Origin of the sequence: Tistlia consotensis USBA 355, from assembly GCF_900177295.1 — a bacterium.
GTDB classification, from domain to species: Bacteria; Pseudomonadota; Alphaproteobacteria; order Kiloniellales; family DSM-21159; genus Tistlia; species Tistlia consotensis.
In genome coordinates, this window is the sequence record NZ_FWZX01000042.1 from 30497 (window position 1) to 46803 (window position 16307).

A 16307-nucleotide genomic window follows, 5' to 3' on the forward strand; every position below is an offset into this window, starting at 1 on the left:
GGCAGGGGCTGTCGCCGGTCGCCCGCGCGGCCGTCTCGCGCGGGCCTCGCTCGATCAACGCGCAGGCCCCGCGCGGCGTTCCGCCGCGGGTGCGATTGACGGAGATCAAAAGTTGCGGCGGTTAGGCTTTCTTTACCGTCTCCGTCGCTAGCTTACCCCGCGAAGCGAAGCGCTGGAGAGAGCGATGTCGAAATACGCCGTCCGACCGACGGGTCGGGAATCCCTATTTCGCGAGGGCGAGCTGATCGTCTCGAAGACCGACCTCAAGGGCCGTATCACCTACTGCAACGACGTCTTCCGGCGGATCGCCGGTTTCACGGAGGAGGAGCTGCTCGGGGCGCCGCACAGCATCATCCGTCATCCCGACATGCCGCGCTGCGTGTTCAAGCTGCTGTGGGACACGATCGAGGCGAAGGGCGAGATCTTCGCCTACGTGATCAACCTGGCGAAGAACGGCGACCACTACTGGGTCCTGGCGCACGTCACGCCGACCCTCGACGCCAAGGGCAACATCGTCGGCTACCACTCGAACCGCCGCAAGCCGCGTCCCGAAGCGGTCGCGGCGGCGGCCGGGCTCTACCGCGAGCTCAAGGCGATCGAGGATGCGCCCTCGAGCCGCAAGGAGGGCATGCAGGAGGCCTATGCCCACTTCATCGACCTGCTGGCCAAGAAGGGCGTGAGCTATGATCGTTTCCTGTTCTCTCTCTAGGGTCCGCTGGTTCTCGGCCGGCGCCGCAGTCGTCGCCGTGGCCGCCGCCGCCGCGCCGCAGCTGCCGATGGCCTGGGCGCCGTGGGCCGGCACCGCGCTGGGCGGCCTCGCCGCCGTCCTGGCGGTCCTGGCCCTCGGCAAGCTGCAGCAGGTCTCACGCCGGCTGCGCGAGGGCGCCGAGGTCTGCGACGCCATCGCGCGCGGCGAGTTCGAGCGGCGGATCCTGCACATCCGGGACCGCGGCGTCCTGGGCCGGCTGCTGCTCTCGATCAACCGCAGCGCCGACGTCACCGACGCCTTCGTGCGCGAGGCCGGGGCCGCGATGCAGGCGGTGGCCGGCGGCGTCTACTACCGCATCGTGCGGCCCGAGGGCCTGCAGGGTCACTTCCTGGCCAGCGCCGGGCGGATCAACGAGGCGGCGGCCAGCATGGAGGCCCGGGTCGCCCGGCTGGACGCCCTGACCGAGGCCTTCGAGCGCAACGTCGGCGCGGTCGTCGACAGCGTCGCCTCGGCCTCGACGCAGATGCAGTCGACCTCCGGCGACCTGGCGCGTCTCGCCGGCTCGACCACCAGCCTGACCGCCAGCGTCGCGGCGACCACCCAGGCCGCCTCCGACAACGTCGGCAGCGTCGCCGCGGCGGCCGAGGAGCTGTCCTCCTCGATCGCAGAGATCAGCCGGCAGGTCGAGGATGCCAGCCGCAAGTCCAGCGTCGCCAGCAGCGAGGCCGACACGGCGAACCGCCTGGTCGAGACGCTCTCGGCCGCGGCCGGCGAGATCGGCAGCGTCGTGACGCTGATCCAGGAGATCGCGGAGCAGACCAACCTGCTGGCGCTCAACGCGACGATCGAGGCGGCGCGCGCCGGCGAGGCCGGCAAGGGCTTCGCCGTGGTCGCCGGCGAGGTCAAGTCGCTGGCCAGCCAGACCGGCCAGGCGACCCAGCGGATCCAGGAGCAGGTCGCCGCGATCCGCGGGGCCACGGAGAATGCCGTGCGGGCGATCCAGGCGATCGTCGCCTCGATCGGCGAGGTCGGCAGCGTCACCGGCACGATCGCGACGGCGGTGCAGCAGCAGGCCTCGGCGACCACCGAGATCTCGCGCAACGTCCAGGCGGCCTCCAGTGCGACCGGCGAGGTCGCTCACAATACTGCCCAGGTCTCCCGGTCGGCGACCGAGACCGACCAGGCCGCCCGGCAGGTCGAGGCTGCCGCCGGCCAGCTGGCCGAGCAGGCCCGGACCCTGAGCCGGGAGGTCGCCCGCTACCTGCAGGAGAGCCGCGCGGCCTGAGTCCCGGCCGACCGCCGGCTGCCGGCCGGGTCGGGCTGTCCTGGATCATTTCGTCGGCCCCGCGCCGCGTGTCACAACGCTGCGATGGGCGCCGGCTCGGCCGCTCCCCTGGTTCGACGGGCCCGGGCTTCCCAATTGAGGGAGGCATTCCAACCGCCTGTTGCGGAGAACCCGGGCATGAGCAAGCCGGATCCACGGACCTGGATGTGGTCCGACGCCGTCGAGATGCTGGCACGCGCCGAACGGCTCCATCGCGAGCTGTTCCGGCCGGCGCCGGGCCAGGCGCGGCCGCGCTGCTGGGAGCCCCCGGTCGACATGCTGGAGACGGAGCGCGAGCTCCTGGTCCTGGCGGCGCTGCCAGGCGTCGATCCCGAGGCGATCTCGCTGCGCATCGAGGACGGTCGCCTGCTGATCGCCGGCGAGCGGGTGCTGCCGCCGCAGCTCAGGACCGCGACGATCCACCGGCTGGAGCTGCCCCAGGGCCGCTTCGAGCGCCAGCTGGCCCTGCCGGCCGGCCGCTACGAGGTCGGCCATCCCTCGATGGTCAACGGCTGCCTCGTCGTTGTCCTGCGCAAGCTCGCCTGACCGGGAGCCACCGCCATGATCCGCTCTCACGCTCCCCTCTTCGCCGCCGAGACCGGCGCGCCGCCCGCCGGCGAGGCCGCCGCCGGAGCCGCCGCGCAAGCCGCGGTCGCGCTGCCCGAAGACGCCCTGATCATCCTGCCGGTGCGCAGCCTCGTGCTGTTTCCCGGCGTCGTCATGCCGATCGCCGTCGGCCGCCCCGGATCGATCGCCGCCGCGCAGGAGGCGGTGCGTCAGGGCCGGCCGGTCGGCGTCCTGATGCAGCGCGATGCGGAGGAGCCGGAGGCGACGCCCGGCAACCTGCACCGCATGGGCACCATCGCCAACATCCTGCGCTACGTGACGGCGCCGGACGGCAGCCACCACCTGATCTGCCAAGGCGAGCAGCGCTTCCAGATCGAGGACTTCGTCCGGCAGCAGCCGTTCCTGGCGGCCAGCGTGCGGTCCATCGAGGAGCAGGAGCTGCGCACGCCCGAGATCGAGGCGCGCTTCGTCAACCTGAAGAACCAGGCCGGCGAGGCCCTGGAGCTGCTGCCCCAGCTGCCGCAGGAACTGGCCCAGGCGATCGCCACGGCGAGCTCGGCGGCGGTGCTGACCGACATGGTCGCGGCCTACATGGACGCGACTCCCGACGAGAAGCAGGAGATCCTGGAGACCCTCGATCTCTCGACCCGCATGGACCGGGTCGCCCGCCTGCTGTCCGAGCGCATCGAGGTCCTGAAGCTGTCCCGGGAGATCGGGCGCCAGACCAAGGCCTCGCTCGACGAGCGGCAGCGTGAGGTGCTGCTGCGCGAGCAGATGGCGGCGATCCAGCGCCAGCTCGGCGAGGGCGACGGCAAGGCCGAGGAGGTCGCCGAGCTGACCAGGGCGATCGAGGCAGCCGGGATGCCCGAGGAGGTCGAGCAGGCGGCCAGGAAGGAGCTGCGCCGGCTGGAGCGCATGCCCGACGCTTCCGCCGAGTACGGCATGATCCGCACCTACCTCGACTGGCTGATCGAGCTGCCCTGGAGGCTGCCCGAGGAGCCGCCGATCGAGATCGCCGAGGCCCGCCGCATCCTCGACGAGGACCACTTCGGCCTCGACAAGATCAAGCGGCGCATCCTGGAGTACCTGGCGGTGCGCAAGCTGGCGCCCCAGGGCAAGGCGCCGATCCTCTGCTTCGTCGGCCCGCCGGGCGTCGGCAAGACCTCGCTCGGCCAGTCGATCGCCCGCGCCATGGGCCGCAAGTTCGTCCGCGTCAGCCTGGGCGGCGTCCACGACGAGGCCGAGATCCGCGGCCACCGCCGGACCTACCTGGGGGCGCTGCCGGGCAACATCGTCCAGGCGATCCGCAAGGCCGGCGCCCGCGACTGCGTGATGATGCTCGACGAGATCGACAAGATGGGCTCCGGCATCCAGGGCGATCCCTCCTCGGCGATGCTGGAGGTCCTGGACCCCGAGCAGAACGGCACCTTCCGCGACAACTACCTGGCCGTGCCCTACGACCTGTCGCGCGTCGTCTTCATTGCCACGGCGAACCTGCTGGAGACCATTCCGGGGCCGTTGCGCGACCGCATGGAGGTGATCAGCCTGTCGGGCTACACCGACAGCGAGAAGCTGCAGATCGCCCGCCGCTACCTGGTCCGCCGGCAGCTCGAGGCCAACGGCCTGAAGCCGGAGCAGATCGAGATCGACGACGCCGCCCTGGCCGAGATCATCCGCGGCTACACCCGCGAGGCCGGCGTGCGCAACCTGGAGCGCGAGATCGGCCGGGCGCTGCGCCACGTCGCCGTCGAGATCGCGGAGGGCAAGCAGGCCCGGGTCACGATCGGCCTGGAGGACCTCGCCGAGCTGCTCGGCCCGCGCCGCTTCGAGGACGAGGTCGCGATGCGCGTCAGCCTGCCGGGCGTGGCGACCGGCCTCGCCTGGACGCCGGTCGGCGGCGACATCCTGTTCATCGAGGCGACGCGCAGCCCGGGCAGCGGCAAGCTGACCCTGACCGGCCAGCTCGGCGAGGTCATGCGCGAGAGCGCCCAGGCCGCGCTCAGCCTGGTCAAGAGCCGCGCCGCGGCGCTCGGCATCGCCCAGGAGACCTTCGAGAAGAGCGACATCCACGTCCACGTGCCGGCCGGCGCCACGCCGAAGGACGGCCCGAGCGCGGGCGTCGCCATGACCGTCGCCCTGGTCTCGGTGCTGACCGGCCGCACGGTGCGCAGCGACACCGCGATGACCGGCGAGATCTCGCTGCGCGGCCTGGTGCTGCCGGTCGGCGGCATCAAGGAGAAGGTCGCCGCCGCCGCCCGTGCCGGCGTCACCCGGGTGTTGCTGCCGGCGCGCAACCGGCGCGACTACGACGACATCCCCGAGGACGCCCGCAAGCGCCTGGAGTTCGTCTGGCTGGAGCGCATCGACGAGGCGATCGAGGCGGCCCTGGAGCCCGAGACGGCGGAGACCCAGAAGGCAGCGGCCGGCGCCTAGACGGTCCTGGCGTCCTCGGGCCCGGCCGGCTTCAGCGCCGAGCGGAGGCAGTCGACGACCGCGCGGATCGGCGCCGCGTTCCGGAGATCGCTGTGCAGGGCGAGCCAGATGCCGCGGACCGGCAGGGGCTCCGCCGCGCCCGTCGGTGCCGGGGCGAGGCCGGCCTCGCCCTCGGCCATGAAGTCGGCCAGGAGCGCGACGCCGCCGCCGGCCCGGACCGCGGCGAGCTGGATCTCCGCCGTGCTGGCCCTGAGGGCCAGCGGGCGGCCGGCGGCGAGGCGCAGCAGGGCCTGCTGCTGGGGCGAGTCCTCCATCGTCTCGTCGTAGCCGATGAGGCGCCAGTCGGCCGGCGGCGTCGCCGCCAGATAGGCCGGCGCGCCGTAGAGCCGGAAGGCCGTCTCGCCGAGCTTGACGATGGTCAGTTCGCCGGCCTCGGGCCGGCCGAGGCGGACCGCGAGGTCGGCCTCGCGGCGGTCGAGCAGGGCGCGCCGCGATTCGCCGAGGATCTTCAGCCGCAGGGCCGGATGGCGCGCCTGCAGGTCGGCGAGGGGACCGGCGAGCCGGCGCGCGGCGAGCGCCGGCGGGGCGCTCAGCGTGACCAGGCCGGCCAGCGCGCTGCGCGCGCCGGCAGCCGCGCGCTCGACCGCCTGCGCCTCCCGCTCCATGCCGCCGGCGAGGCCGGCGATCCGCTCGCCGTCGGCGGTCAGGGCCAGCCGGCGGCCGCGCCGGTCGACCAGCTTGACCGACAGCTCGGCCTCCAGGGCCGCGACCCGGCGCGCGACCGTGGCGTGCTCGACGCCGAGCCGGCGGGCCGCGGCGCTGAGCGAGCCGTCCTGCGCCAGGGCCAGGAAGTGCCGCAGGTTCTCCCAGTCGGCCATCCGCTTCCTCATCCGTGAAAAATCTCACAGTATCTGGTCGATATTAGGGAATTTTCCGACAGTCGACCATCGCGGAGGATCGCCTGGCCCCCACAGAGAACCGAGCGATGGAGCGAGCGATGGACTGCATGGTGAGAATGACCGGCCCCGGCGGCGTCGAGCGGCTGGAGGTGCTGCCCTGCGCGCCGCAGGAGCCCGGCCCGGGCGAGATCCGGATCCGCCACGACGCGATCGGCGTCAACTTCCTCGACATCTACCATCGCACCGGGCTCTACCCGCTGCCGGGCCTGCCGGCCGTGCTCGGCGTCGAAGGCGCCGGGGTCGTCGAGGCGGTCGGCCCGGGCGTCGCGGCGCTCGCCCCCGGCCAGCGGGTCGCCTACTGCGGTGCGCCGGTCGGCGCCTATGCGGCGACGCGCCTGTTGCCGGCGGCACGGGCGGTGCCGCTGCCCGAGGGGATAGCGGCGCGGCTCGCGGCCGCCGCGATGCTGCGCGGCCTGACCGCCCACATGCTGCTGACCCGCGTCCATCCCGTCGGCCCGGACACGACGCTGCTGGTGCTGGCTGCGGCGGGCGGGCTCGGCGCGCTGCTGGTGCGCTGGGCGAGCCGGCTCGGCGCGCGGGTCATCGGCACGGTCGGCTCGCCGGCGAAGGCGGCGCTCGCCGAGCGGGCCGGGGCCGGGGCGGTGATCGTCGGCCGCGACGTCGACCTGCCGGCCGAGGTCGCCGCCCTGACCGGCGGCCGGGGCGTCGACTTCGCGGTCGACGGGGTCGGCGGCGCGGGCCTGCTGAAGGTCCTGGGCTGCGTGCGGCCGTTCGGCACGGTCGCGAACGTCGGGCAGGCGGCCGGGCCGGTTCCACCGCTGCGCATCGAGCAGATCGGCTCGCGCAGGCTGTCCAGGCCGAGCGTGATGGCCTATTCGGCCGATCCCGAGGCCTATCCGGCTGCGGCCGCGGCGCTTTTCGCGGCACTCCGCGAGGGCATCGTGCCGGAGATCGGCGCCGAGTACCCGCTGGCGGAAGCGGCCCGCGCGCAGGCCGACCTGGAGGCCGGCCGGACGGTCGGCAGCCTGCTGCTGATTCCGTGACTCCCGGCCCGGCGCGGAATCACGCCCCGGTCACGCGGCCGTCACGGGCCCCGCGGCAGGCTTCCCCCCGGCAATCCGCCGACGCGTGAGACCGCGCGAGATCCTGCCGGGAGGAAGCCGCATGCCGTCCAGCATTTCGTTCCGCGTCTCGGCGCTCGCCGGAGCGGCCGCCCTGGCGCTCCTGACCGGGGTTCCGGTCGGCCCGGTCGGCTTCGTGGAGCCGACCGGGTTCCGGGCCGTGTTCCGGCCGCTCCAGGCCATCGGCTACGACCTCGGCTCGAAGCAGGTGAGCGGATACTTTCTCGAGCAGGCCGCGACCTGCCGGGTCACGCTGATGGTCGCCGAGCGGAACGAGGCCGGCGATCCCGCGCCGGCCTCTCCGGTCCGCCTGCGCCTCACCCTTCGCCCCGGCGACGTCGCCGGTCTCGACAGCGCCGAGGACCGCTCGCTCAACCTGACCTGCGGCGAGGCCGCGACGTCCCTGCTGGCCGAGTCCGGTCCCCGCGACCGTCTGAGCGCGCGCCAGGCCCTGGCGCTGCGACGCGGCACGGCGCAGCTGCCCTAGCAGCCCCGGGCGAGCCGGCGACGAAAGTCGGTCGCGGGAAGGTGCGCGAGCGCGCCGCTTCGACGCGGCCGGTCCGCGATGCACGGAAAGCGAGTGCTCGCACTGGCAAAGAATCCCTACGCCGCCTATGTTCATTCGGAGGCCGGCGGAGATTCACCTCCGCCGCGCTGCGCTCTTCCCGATGCAACAGGCTCCCCGACGGCAGATGGCGGCACAGGCGACCTTCGTCGACAGCATCGAGGATCCTCGGCTGCGCGAACTCTACAGGTACTGGGACGAGCTGCGCCGGGGCCGCATCGGGCCCGCCTATGCGGAAGTCGACGTGCTCGAGCTGCCGAGACGCGTGCTGCCCTTCATCCTGCTCGCCGAGGTCGTCGGCGAGGGGGCGCAGCAGCGCTACCGCTTCCGGCTCTGCGGCACCGAGGTCGAAGCGACCTTCGGCCGGAAGATGGGCGGCTTCTTCGTCGACGAGCTGTCGACCGGCGAGTATCGCGCCTACATGGTCGGTCTCTACGCGCAGCTCGTTCGCACCCGGCGGCCGATCTACTCGGTCGGCTCGTACCATGGCCGGGCGATCTCCACGGAGCGGCTGATGCTGCCCCTGTCGGACGACGGCCGCAAGGTCGACCGCGTGCTCTCGGCCCAGACCTTCTCGTTCCGCAAGGAGCTGCCGCGGGTGATCATGCCGATCGAGCGGGAGTTCGATGAGGAGAAGCTGCTCCAGCCCTGACCGTCCCCGGAGCCCCGCACCGTGACCGGGCTCGCGGAGGCGGCCGCCGCGCTGCTCGGTGGCAGCCTGAAGTCCGTGGAGCCGCTGCCCGGCGGCGATCTCTCGCAGATTCTCCGGATCCGGCTCGACGACGGGCGCAGCGCCGTCGTCAAGTCCGGCCCGGCACCGCGCCGCGAGGCCCGGATGCTCGAAGCCCTCGCTGCCGCGGGCGCGCCGGCCCCGGCCGTGCTGGCGGTCGACGGGACGGTCCTGGTGCTCGAGCTCCTGCCGGCCGGCGGCAGCCTGGACGGCGCCTGGGCCGCGCTCGGCACGGTCCTCGCCCGCCTCCACGGGGCGACGGCCGGGCGCTACGGCTGGACCGAGGACTACGCCTTCGGACCGGTCGCGATCCCGAACGGCTGGAGCGACGACTGGCCGGCCTTCTGGGCCGAGCGGCGGCTGCTGGCCGATGTCGCGGACCTGCCGGCGGCGCTGGGGCGGCGCCTGGAGGCGCTGGCCGGGGGCCTGGCAGACCGGCTGCCGCGCCGGCCGCCGCCGGCTCTGCTGCACGGCGATCTCTGGGGCGGCAACGTGCTGGTCGAGGGGAACCGGGTCAGTGACCTGATCGATCCCGCCTGCTACCACGGCCACGGCGAGGTCGACGTCGCCATGCTCGGCCTGTTCGGCCGGCCGGGCCCGGCCTTCTTCGAGACCTACGGCGCGCTGCCGCCGGGCCAGCAGGAGCGCCTGGCGATCTATCGCCTCTGGCCGGCCCTGGTGCACCTGCGGCTGTTCGGCGCCGGCTACCGGCCGCTGGTCGAGCGGCTGCTCGAGACGCTCGGCTCCTGACGGGCGGGCGCCTGCCTCAGCCGGCCCGGGCCAGCAGGTAGGCGACGGCGGCGTCGACAGTCAGCAGCTTCGGGTAGTCGCGCTCCGGGATCTCGATGCCGAGCCGCTTGTGCAGGGCGATCATCAGGTTGAGGTGATCCATCGAGTCGATGTCCAGGGCGTCGCGCAGATCCTCCGACGGGTCGAGGCCGTCGAGCTCGGCGTCCGGCGCGACGTTGCCGAGCTCCTCCAGCACGGCGGTGCGGATCTGCTGTTCGGTCAGGCTCATAGCTGTTCGGGCTCCTGCAGAAGGTCGGCGATGCGGCGCAGGAACAGGCCGCCGCGGTGGCCGTCGGTGACCCTGTGGTCGGCGGCGAGCGACAGCTCGACCGTCGGCCGCACCGCCGGCGCGCCGTCGAGCGCGACGACCTGGTCGGACACCCGGCCGAAGCCGAGCAGGGCGACCTGGGGCGGATAGATCACGCCGAACAGGCTCTCGACGCCGCGCTCGCCCAGGCTGGAGACGGTGATCGTCGGGTCGGTCAGCTCGGAGGAGCGCAGGCCGCCGCGGCGCACCCGCTCGACCAGGTCGCGCAGCTTCGCCATCAGGGCATCGAGGTCCAGGTGGTCGACCTCGTGGATCGCCGGCGCGATCAGGCCGCCGCCGCGGATCGCCACGGCGCTGCCGACATGGACGCCGCTGCCGGGCCGGAACGCGCCTTCCTCGTAGGTGCCGTTGAAGGCGCCGTGGTCGCGCAGGGCCAGGGCCGTGGCCTTGAGGAACAGCACGGAGATCAGCAGCCGGGCCTCGGGCGGCCGCTCGGCGTTGCGCCGGGCCAGCCAGTCGCTCGCCGCCTGCAGGTCGACCCGGGTCGCGAGGTAGTAGTGCGGGATCTCGCGCTTGGAGCGCGCCATCGCGGCGGCGATCGCCTTGCGCATCTCCTCGAGGTCGAGGCCGCGGCGCCGGGCCGGCTGCTGGGTTGCCGCCGGCGCCGCGGCCCGGGTCGTCTCGGCGGCGCGGCGCACGTCGCTGCTGACCACCGCACCCTGCGGCCCGCGCCCCTCGACCCCGGCGAGATCGACGCCGAGCGTCTCGGCGAGCCGGCGTGCCGCCGGCGAGACCCGCCGGCGCGGTCCGGCCGGGGCCGGGGAAGGCGCGGCGACGGGCGTCGGGGCGGGAGCCGAAGGAGCTGGCGCGGGGGCGGCCGGCGGCGGCGCGCTGGGGGCCGACGCGGGAGCGGCCGCGGTCGCCTCGCCCGGTGCGCCCAGGCGGGCGATCACCGTGCCGACCGGCACCTCCTCGCCCTCGGCGATCTCCAGGCTGGCGACCCTGCCGCTGTCGAAGGCCTCGATCTCGATGGCGCCCTTCTGGGTCTCGACGACGGCGATGACGTCGCCGTGGGCGACGCTGTCGCCCGGCTTGATCAGCCACTCGGCGAGCCGGCCGCTCTCCATGTCGGCGCCGAGCGAGGGCATGAGGATGTCGGCCATCGGCGTCGCGGTCCGTCAGCGGCCCAGGCTGCGCCGCGCCGCCGCGACGATGCCCTCGACCTGGGGCAGGGCGGCCTGCTCCAGGTGCGCGGCGTAGGGGATCGGCACCTCGAGGCCGCAGACTCGCTCGACCGGCGCATCGAGCTCCCAGAAGGCCTGCTCCATGATCCGCGCGGCGATCTCGGCCGAGACGCCGCCGGAGCGCCAGCCCTCGTCGATCACGACGGCGCGTCGCGTCCTGGCGACGCTCGCGACGATCGTGGCGGTGTCGAGCGGGCGCAGCACGCGCAGGTCGACGACCTCGGCGGCGATGCCCTCCTCGGCCAGCTTGTCGGCGGCCTCCAGGGTCTTGTAGAGCGCGCCGCCGTAGGTCAGCAGCGAGACGTCGCTGCCCTCGCGGCGCACCGCGGCCTTGGCGATGTCGACCGGGCCGGCGTCGGCGGCCAGCGTGCCCGAGCGGTTGTAGAGCATGACGTGCTCGAAGATCAGCACCGGGTCGGGATCCTCCAGCGCCGTCCAGAGCATGCCGCGGGCATCCTCCAGGGTCGCCGGGGTCAGCACCTTGAGGCCGGGGATGTGGGCGTACCAGCCCTCCATCGAGTGCGAGTGCTGGGCGGCGAGCTGGCGGCCGGCCCCGGTCGCCATGCGGATCACCAGCGGCACGTTGAAGGCGCCGCCCGACATGTGCAGCAGGGTCGCCGCGTTGTTGATGATCTGGTCGAGCGCCAGGAAGCTGAAGTTGACCGTCATGATCTCGACGATCGGCCGCAGGCCGCCCAGGGCGGCGCCGATGCCGATGCCGGTGAAGGCGTTCTCCGACAGCGGCGTGTCGCGGATCCGCTCCTCGCCGAACTCGGCGAGCAGGCCCTTGGAGACGGCGTAGCAGCCGCCGTAGTGGCCGACGTCCTCGCCCATCAGGAAGACCCGCTGGTCCCTGATCATGGCCTCGCGGATCGCCTGCTTGACGCACTCGCGGTAGGTCGTCTCGACGGGCTGGCTCATGACGCGGCCGCCCCCTCGCTGTAGACGAAGCGCTCGAGCTCCCCGACCGGCTCCCAGCCGCCGGCCTCGGCGAAGCGCACCGCCTCCTCGATCTCGGCCTCGATGGCGGCCTCGATCCCGGCGAGGTCCTGCGGGTGCAGCAGGCCGGACTCCTCCAGCCAGGTGCGGAAGCGCCGGATCGGGCCCTTGGCGCGCCAGCTCTCGACCTCCTCCTTGTCGCGGTAGAGCTGGGCGTCGAACATCGAGTGGGCGCGGAAGCGGTAGGTCTCGGCCTCGATGAAGCGCGGGCCGTCGCCATGGCGGATCGCCGTTGCCGCGTCGCGCGCCGCGGCCTCCACGGCGACGACGTCCATGCCGTCGACCGTGACCGCGGTCAGGTTGTAGCTCGCGGCCTTGCGGGCGATCTGCGGCTCCGATTCCTCGTAGCGCAGCGCCGTTCCCATGGCGTAGCGGTTGTTCTCGCAGACGAAGAGCACCGGCAGCTTCCACAGGGCCGCCAGGTTCAGGCTCTCGTGGAAGGTGCCCTCGGCGGAGGCGCCCTCGCCGAAGAAGCAGGCGACGAGGGCTGGCTCGCCGCGCATCTTGTGGGCCAGGGCCAAGCCGGCGGCGAGCGGCAGGCCGCCGCCGACGATGGCGTTGCCGCCGTAGAAGCGGTGCGCTCTGTCGAAGAGGTGCATCGAGCCGCCGCGGCCGCGGCTGCAGCCCTCCCGCTTGCCGTACATCTCGGCCATGACCGCCGGCATCGGCACGCCGCGGGCCAGGGCGTGGCCGTGCTCGCGGTAGGTCGCGACGACCGCGTCCTCCGGCGCCAGGGCGCGCATCGCGCCGACCGCGACCGCCTCCTCGCCGTCGTAGAGATGCAGGAAGCCGCGGATCTTCTCGTAGCTGTAGAGCTCGGCGCAGCGGTCCTCGAAGCGGCGGATGCGCAGCATCTGGTGCAGCAGCTCGAGCAGGTGGCCGCGCGAGAGGTGCGGCCGCGGGGCGCGGGGATCCTCGGCAGGCGCCGGGGAGCCCGGTGGGGCTATGTCGGTCACCGTTTCTCGTCGCTTTCCAGGGTGGAGGTGTCGCCGGCCTCGAGGCCCAGCTCGCGGGCCTTGAGCAGCCGGCGCAGGATCTTGCCGCTGCGGGTCTTCGGCAGGTCGCTGCGGAAGGCGATCTCGCGTGGCGCGACGGCGGCGCCGAGGCGCTTGCGGGCGTGGCCGAGCAGCTCCTTCGCGAGGGCGTCGCCGGCGGCGAAGCCGGGCTTGAGGGCGACGAAGGCCTTGACCACCTCGCCGGCGACCGGGTCCGGCAGGCCGATCACCGCGGCCTCCGAGACGGCCGGGTGCTCCATCAGCGCGCTCTCGACCTCGAAGGGGCCGATCAGGTGGCCGGAGGTCTTGATCATGTCGTCGGCCCGGCCGACGAACCAGTAGTAGCCGTCGGCGTCGCGCCGGGCCAGGTCGCCGGTCAGGTACCAGCCGCCGGCGAAGGCCTTCTCGTAGCGCGCCTCCTCGTGCAGGTAGCCGCGCATCATCGAGGGCCAGCCGGGCCTGAGCGCCAGCTCGCCGGGGCGGTCGGGCTCGGCGATCTCGGTGACGCTGCCGTCCTCGCCGCGCTCGACGATGCCGGCCTCGATGCCGGGCAGGGGCAGGCCCATCGAGCCGGGCCGGACCGGCAGCGCGGCGAAGTTGGCGATCATGATGCCGCCGGTCTCGGTCTGCCACCAGTTGTCGTGGAAGGGGGTGCCGAGCACCTCCTTGCCCCAGACCACGGCCTCGGGATTGAGCGGCTCGCCGACGCTGGCCGGGAAGCGCAGGGCGCTCAGGTCGTAGCCGGCGGCGACCTCGGCGCCGAGCCTCATCAGCATGCGGATCGCCGTCGGCGCTGTGTACCAGACCGTGACCTTCTGGTCCTGCAGGATGCCGTACCAGCGCTCGGCCTCGAACTCGGCCTCGTCGACGATCATCGTCACGCCGTGCAGCAGCGGCGCCAGGATGCCGTAGCTGGTGCCGGTGACCCAGCCGGGATCGGCGGTGCACCAGAAGACGTCGTCGGCGTGCAGGTCGAGGGCGAAGCGTCCGGTCGCGTAGTGGTGGGTCGCGGCGTCGTGGACGTGGATCACGCCCTTCGGCTTGCCGGTCGTGCCGCTGGTGAAGTGCAGCAGGGCCATGTCCTCGGGGCCGGTGTCGGCGCAGGCGAAGGCGTCGGGCTGGGCGGCCAGGGCCGGCGCCAGCGCGATCGTGGCCCCGGCCCCGGTGGAGGCGTCGGCTTCGGCGTCGGTCAACAGGACGTGGCGCAGGCCGGGGAGCTCGCGGCGCCAGGGCTCGACCTTGCGGCGATAGAGCGTCTCCGAGGTCAGCAGCAGGGCGGCGTCGCCGATCTCCATGCGCGCGCGGATCGGCTCCGGCCCGAACTGCGAGAACAGCGGGCAGAAGACGGCGCCGGCCTTGAGCGTGCCGAGGGCGGCGGCATAGAGCGCCGGCGTGCGGTGGGCGAGGGCGAAGACCCGCTCGCCGCGGCCGACGCCGAGCCCGCGCAGCAGGTTGGCGAAGCGGTTGGCCTCGGCGTCGAGCGCGGCATAGGTGAAGTCGCGCTGGCTGCCGTCGCGGCCGAGCCAGCGCAGCGCCAGCTTGTCGCCGAGGCCGCGGTCGATCTGCCGCTCCAGGGCCAGGAAGGCGATGTTGAAGTCGCCGCCGGGCTGCCATCCGAGCTCCCGGCGCACCGCCTCGTAGGAGAAGACGCGGCGGGTCGCGCGGTAGTTGGTCAGGTTCGGACGCGGCCGGAGGGCGGACGCGTTCTTCTCGATCGTCGCGAAATCCATGACCGGCGCGTTCCGTTGTTCTGGCATGCCGGCAGCCTGAGCCGGCGGGCGCCCGCCGGATATGACTTGAGTCAAAGGGCCGGATGCGGCCCGGCCGTGCCACCATCGGCTGTGACGATTCGTCTCCGGCTCGCCGCCGGACGGCGCGTCGACGGGTCCGGCCTTGCCATCGATACTGGTGGCGCCCGGGATCCGGGGGGCTTCGGGGATGCCGGACGGCCGGCCGCGCCGCCTGGGACCGCTCCGAGAGGGAGGGCCGGATCATGCTGCCGTCGAGACACCTTCGCGCGAGCCTCGCAGCGGCGCTGCTGGCGACCGCGGGCGGCGGGATCGCCGCCGGCCGGGCCGCAGGAGAGACCGCGCTCGATCCCTGCGCGCTCTTCACCCAGGCCGAGGCCGAGCAGGTGCTGGGCGGCAAGGTCGTGCAGCGGCACGACCAGGAGGTCGGCTTCTCGCCGGGCACGATCTGCAGCTACGACACGGTGGCCTCCCCCGATCAGGTCGGCGGCGCCTACGGCGCCTCGCTGGAGCTCTACGACGCCGTCGTGTTCGCCCAGCAGGGCAGCTACTTCGCGTCGCCCGAGCAGTACTTCCATCGCAACCGCGAGGCCCAGGGCGCGACCCCGCCGGGGGTCGAGGACATCGCCGGGGTCGGCGAGGCCGCCTTCTGGCTGCCGGCGCCGGGCCAGCTCCACGTCCTGGACCACGGCGTCTACCTGGTGCTGAGCGTCCACGCGAACTTCCACATCCCGCCGGGGCCGAGCGACCAGGTCGACGCCGAGGAGCGGGCCGCCGAGACCAAGGCCGCCAAGCAGCTCGCCACCGGCGTCGTGCTGCCGGCCCTCGAGACGCTGCGCTGAGGGCGCCGCGCGGGACGGGCTTCACTCGCGGGCCGGGCGCTCTATGCTGCGCCGGCGATGATGCTGCGAGAGAACGAGGTCCTGCTGCTCTGGCTGCCGACCGAGCCGATCGGCGAGGCGGACTGGCCCAAGCTGCGCCGGCTGCTCGACGAGGCCGAGCGGGCGCGCGCCGACCGCTTCCACTTCGAGCGCGACCGGCAGGTCTACACCGCCGCCCACGCCCTGCTGCGCGGCACGCTTTCCGAGCTGACCGGCCGCGCGCCCCAGGACTGGCGCTTCGAGGTCGGCGAGCACGGCAAGCCCGAGGCGATCCGCCGGCCCGGCGAGCCGCCGCTGCGGGTCAACATCTCGCACACCCGCGGCCTTGCCGCCGTGGCGGTGACCCTGGGGCGCGAGGTCGGGGTCGACGTCGAGTGGCTGGAGCGCGACAACGCCATCCTCAACATCGCCGGCCGCTACTTCGCGCCGGCGGAATGCGCCTACCTCCTCTCGCGGCCGGCGGCCGAGGCGACCGACACCTTCTTCGCCTTCTGGACGCTGAAGGAGGCCTACATCAAGGCGGTCGGCAAGGGCCTGTCGCTGCCGCTCGACGCCTTCGCCTTCACCCTCGACCCGCTCGCCGTCTCCTTCGTGCCGCCGATCGAGGACGACCCCGCGAGCTGGCAGTTCCAGCGCTTCCGGCCGGGGCCGGCCCACGTCGCCGCGCTCGGCGTGCGGCAGCCGGCGGAGGCGCCGCTGGAGGTGACGGCGCGCCCGGCCGGGCTCGACGCGCTGCTGGCCCTGGCCGGCTAGGAGCCTGTCCGGCTAAAGGCGCGGCGGTTTGGGCGGCTGGGGGTGGTGGCTTGTCGAGCGGTGCATGTCTGGTGGTCAGGCGGTGCGTGCGATGAGGAGCTTTGCGAGGTTGTGGACGGTGCAGACGAGGGCCCACTCGTGACGGACCTTGGCGTATCCGCGCAACAGGAACTGGCGGAAGCCCCTGGCCGCCTTGATCTGGCCGAACACCGGCTCGACGACCTGCTTCCTGAGGCGGTATCGGCTGCGCCGGCCGGCGCG

The 16307-nt window shown here is 73.4% G+C and carries 17 protein-coding genes; 10 read left to right on the forward strand and 7 right to left on the reverse strand.

Translation table 11 applies throughout. From position 1 onward, the window contains the following. Window positions 1-184 precede the first annotated feature (184 nt). From B9O00_RS29495 to lon, 4 genes are all read left to right on the forward strand, one after another. Complete coding sequence (locus B9O00_RS29495) at window positions 185-709, forward strand: PAS domain-containing protein (protein WP_085126563.1); 525 nt, start codon at window positions 185-187, stop codon at window positions 707-709. Next, entirely contained in the window at window positions 684-1994 is a 1311-nt protein-coding gene (locus B9O00_RS29500) for a methyl-accepting chemotaxis protein (RefSeq protein ID WP_085126565.1), read from the forward strand. Before B9O00_RS29495 ends, B9O00_RS29500 begins: the two co-directional genes overlap by 26 nt. 177 nt (window positions 1995-2171) lie before the next feature. Further along, window positions 2172-2579, forward strand: a complete 408-nt coding sequence (locus B9O00_RS29505) for an Hsp20/alpha crystallin family protein (protein WP_085126567.1) — start codon at window positions 2172-2174, stop codon at window positions 2577-2579. Window positions 2580-2594: 15 nt separating this feature from the next. Then, window positions 2595-5033 (forward strand): endopeptidase La, encoded by a 2439-nt coding sequence (lon, locus tag B9O00_RS29510; protein ID WP_085126569.1) that lies wholly within the window; start codon window positions 2595-2597, stop codon window positions 5031-5033. On the opposite strand, the gene B9O00_RS29515 is transcribed toward lon, so the two are convergent. Then, entirely contained in the window at window positions 5030-5911 is an 882-nt protein-coding gene (locus B9O00_RS29515; protein WP_085126571.1) for a LysR family transcriptional regulator, read from the reverse strand. The genes lon and B9O00_RS29515 overlap by 4 nt on opposite strands. A 107-nt stretch (window positions 5912-6018) precedes the next feature. Between B9O00_RS29515 and B9O00_RS29520 the strand changes: the two genes are divergently transcribed. From B9O00_RS29520 to B9O00_RS29535, 4 genes are all read left to right on the forward strand, one after another. Next, window positions 6019-6996: a quinone oxidoreductase family protein gene (locus B9O00_RS29520; protein WP_322111230.1), complete on the forward strand. Its 978-nt coding sequence runs from the start codon at window positions 6019-6021 to the stop codon at window positions 6994-6996. Between the two features lie 121 nt (window positions 6997-7117). After that, a complete protein-coding gene (locus B9O00_RS29525) occupies window positions 7118-7561 on the forward strand; it encodes a hypothetical protein (RefSeq protein WP_085126575.1) in 444 nt (147 codons plus the stop codon). A gap of 205 nt (window positions 7562-7766) precedes the next feature. After that, the gene (locus B9O00_RS29530; protein ID WP_159460372.1) at window positions 7767-8291 is read left to right on the forward strand and encodes a PAS domain-containing protein; all 525 of its coding nucleotides are present in this window, start codon (window positions 7767-7769) and stop codon (window positions 8289-8291) included. Window positions 8292-8312: 21 nt separating this feature from the next. Beyond that, complete coding sequence (locus tag B9O00_RS29535; RefSeq protein ID WP_085126579.1) at window positions 8313-9119, forward strand: fructosamine kinase family protein; 807 nt, start codon at window positions 8313-8315, stop codon at window positions 9117-9119. Window positions 9120-9135: 16 nt separating this feature from the next. Here B9O00_RS29535 and B9O00_RS29540 read toward each other — a convergent pair whose 3' ends face one another. From B9O00_RS29540 to acsA, 5 genes are read right to left on the reverse strand one after another with little or no spacing between them, the layout of a single operon-like run. Beyond that, window positions 9136-9387 (reverse strand): acyl carrier protein, encoded by a 252-nt coding sequence (locus B9O00_RS29540; RefSeq protein WP_200808704.1) that lies wholly within the window; start codon window positions 9385-9387, stop codon window positions 9136-9138. After that, entirely contained in the window at window positions 9384-10589 is a 1206-nt protein-coding gene (locus B9O00_RS29545) for a dihydrolipoamide acetyltransferase family protein (protein ID WP_085126581.1), read from the reverse strand. Before B9O00_RS29545 ends, B9O00_RS29540 begins: the two co-directional genes overlap by 4 nt. 15 nt (window positions 10590-10604) lie before the next feature. Next, complete coding sequence (locus tag B9O00_RS29550) at window positions 10605-11591, reverse strand: alpha-ketoacid dehydrogenase subunit beta (protein WP_085126583.1); 987 nt, start codon at window positions 11589-11591, stop codon at window positions 10605-10607. Next, window positions 11588-12625, reverse strand: coding sequence for a pyruvate dehydrogenase (acetyl-transferring) E1 component subunit alpha (gene pdhA, locus B9O00_RS29555; protein WP_085126585.1), 1038 nt, complete (start codon window positions 12623-12625; stop codon window positions 11588-11590). Before pdhA ends, B9O00_RS29550 begins: the two co-directional genes overlap by 4 nt. Then, the gene (gene acsA, locus B9O00_RS29560; protein WP_085126587.1) at window positions 12622-14394 is read right to left on the reverse strand and encodes an acetate--CoA ligase; all 1773 of its coding nucleotides are present in this window, start codon (window positions 14392-14394) and stop codon (window positions 12622-12624) included. The genes pdhA and acsA overlap by 4 nt, the downstream gene beginning before the upstream one ends. A 263-nt stretch (window positions 14395-14657) precedes the next feature. Between acsA and B9O00_RS29565 the strand changes: the two genes are divergently transcribed. Both B9O00_RS29565 and B9O00_RS29570 read left to right on the forward strand, forming a co-directional pair. Beyond that, window positions 14658-15254: a hypothetical protein gene (locus tag B9O00_RS29565; RefSeq protein ID WP_085126589.1), complete on the forward strand. Its 597-nt coding sequence runs from the start codon at window positions 14658-14660 to the stop codon at window positions 15252-15254. Window positions 15255-15311: 57 nt separating this feature from the next. Beyond that, window positions 15312-16046 (forward strand): 4'-phosphopantetheinyl transferase family protein, encoded by a 735-nt coding sequence (locus B9O00_RS29570; RefSeq protein ID WP_085126592.1) that lies wholly within the window; start codon window positions 15312-15314, stop codon window positions 16044-16046. 75 nt (window positions 16047-16121) lie between these two features. Here B9O00_RS29570 and B9O00_RS29575 read toward each other — a convergent pair. Continuing rightward, on the reverse strand, window positions 16122-16307 hold a 186-nt coding region (locus B9O00_RS29575; RefSeq protein ID WP_200808705.1), incomplete at its 5' end, for a transposase.

Coding starts and splice junctions, on each gene's coding strand:
- B9O00_RS29545 (WP_085126581.1), bottom strand. CDS start 10,589: ATGGCCGACATCCTCATGCCCTCGCTCGGCGCCGACATGGAGAGCGGC.
- B9O00_RS29525 (WP_085126575.1), top strand. CDS start 7,118: ATGCCGTCCAGCATTTCGTTCCGCGTCTCGGCGCTCGCCGGAGCGGCC.
- B9O00_RS29505 (WP_085126567.1), top strand. CDS start 2,172: ATGAGCAAGCCGGATCCACGGACCTGGATGTGGTCCGACGCCGTCGAG.
- lon (WP_085126569.1), top strand. CDS start 2,595: ATGATCCGCTCTCACGCTCCCCTCTTCGCCGCCGAGACCGGCGCGCCG.
- acsA (WP_085126587.1), bottom strand. CDS start 14,394: ATGGATTTCGCGACGATCGAGAAGAACGCGTCCGCCCTCCGGCCGCGT.
- B9O00_RS29530 (WP_159460372.1), top strand. CDS start 7,767: ATGGCGGCACAGGCGACCTTCGTCGACAGCATCGAGGATCCTCGGCTG.
- B9O00_RS29495 (WP_085126563.1), top strand. CDS start 185: ATGTCGAAATACGCCGTCCGACCGACGGGTCGGGAATCCCTATTTCGC.
- B9O00_RS29550 (WP_085126583.1), bottom strand. CDS start 11,591: ATGAGCCAGCCCGTCGAGACGACCTACCGCGAGTGCGTCAAGCAGGCG.
- B9O00_RS29565 (WP_085126589.1), top strand. CDS start 14,658: ATGCTGCCGTCGAGACACCTTCGCGCGAGCCTCGCAGCGGCGCTGCTG.
- B9O00_RS29500 (WP_085126565.1), top strand. CDS start 684: ATGATCGTTTCCTGTTCTCTCTCTAGGGTCCGCTGGTTCTCGGCCGGC.
- B9O00_RS29570 (WP_085126592.1), top strand. CDS start 15,312: ATGATGCTGCGAGAGAACGAGGTCCTGCTGCTCTGGCTGCCGACCGAG.
- B9O00_RS29540 (WP_200808704.1), bottom strand. CDS start 9,387: ATGAGCCTGACCGAACAGCAGATCCGCACCGCCGTGCTGGAGGAGCTC.
- B9O00_RS29515 (WP_085126571.1), bottom strand. CDS start 5,911: ATGGCCGACTGGGAGAACCTGCGGCACTTCCTGGCCCTGGCGCAGGAC.
- B9O00_RS29520 (WP_322111230.1), top strand. CDS start 6,019: ATGGAGCGAGCGATGGACTGCATGGTGAGAATGACCGGCCCCGGCGGC.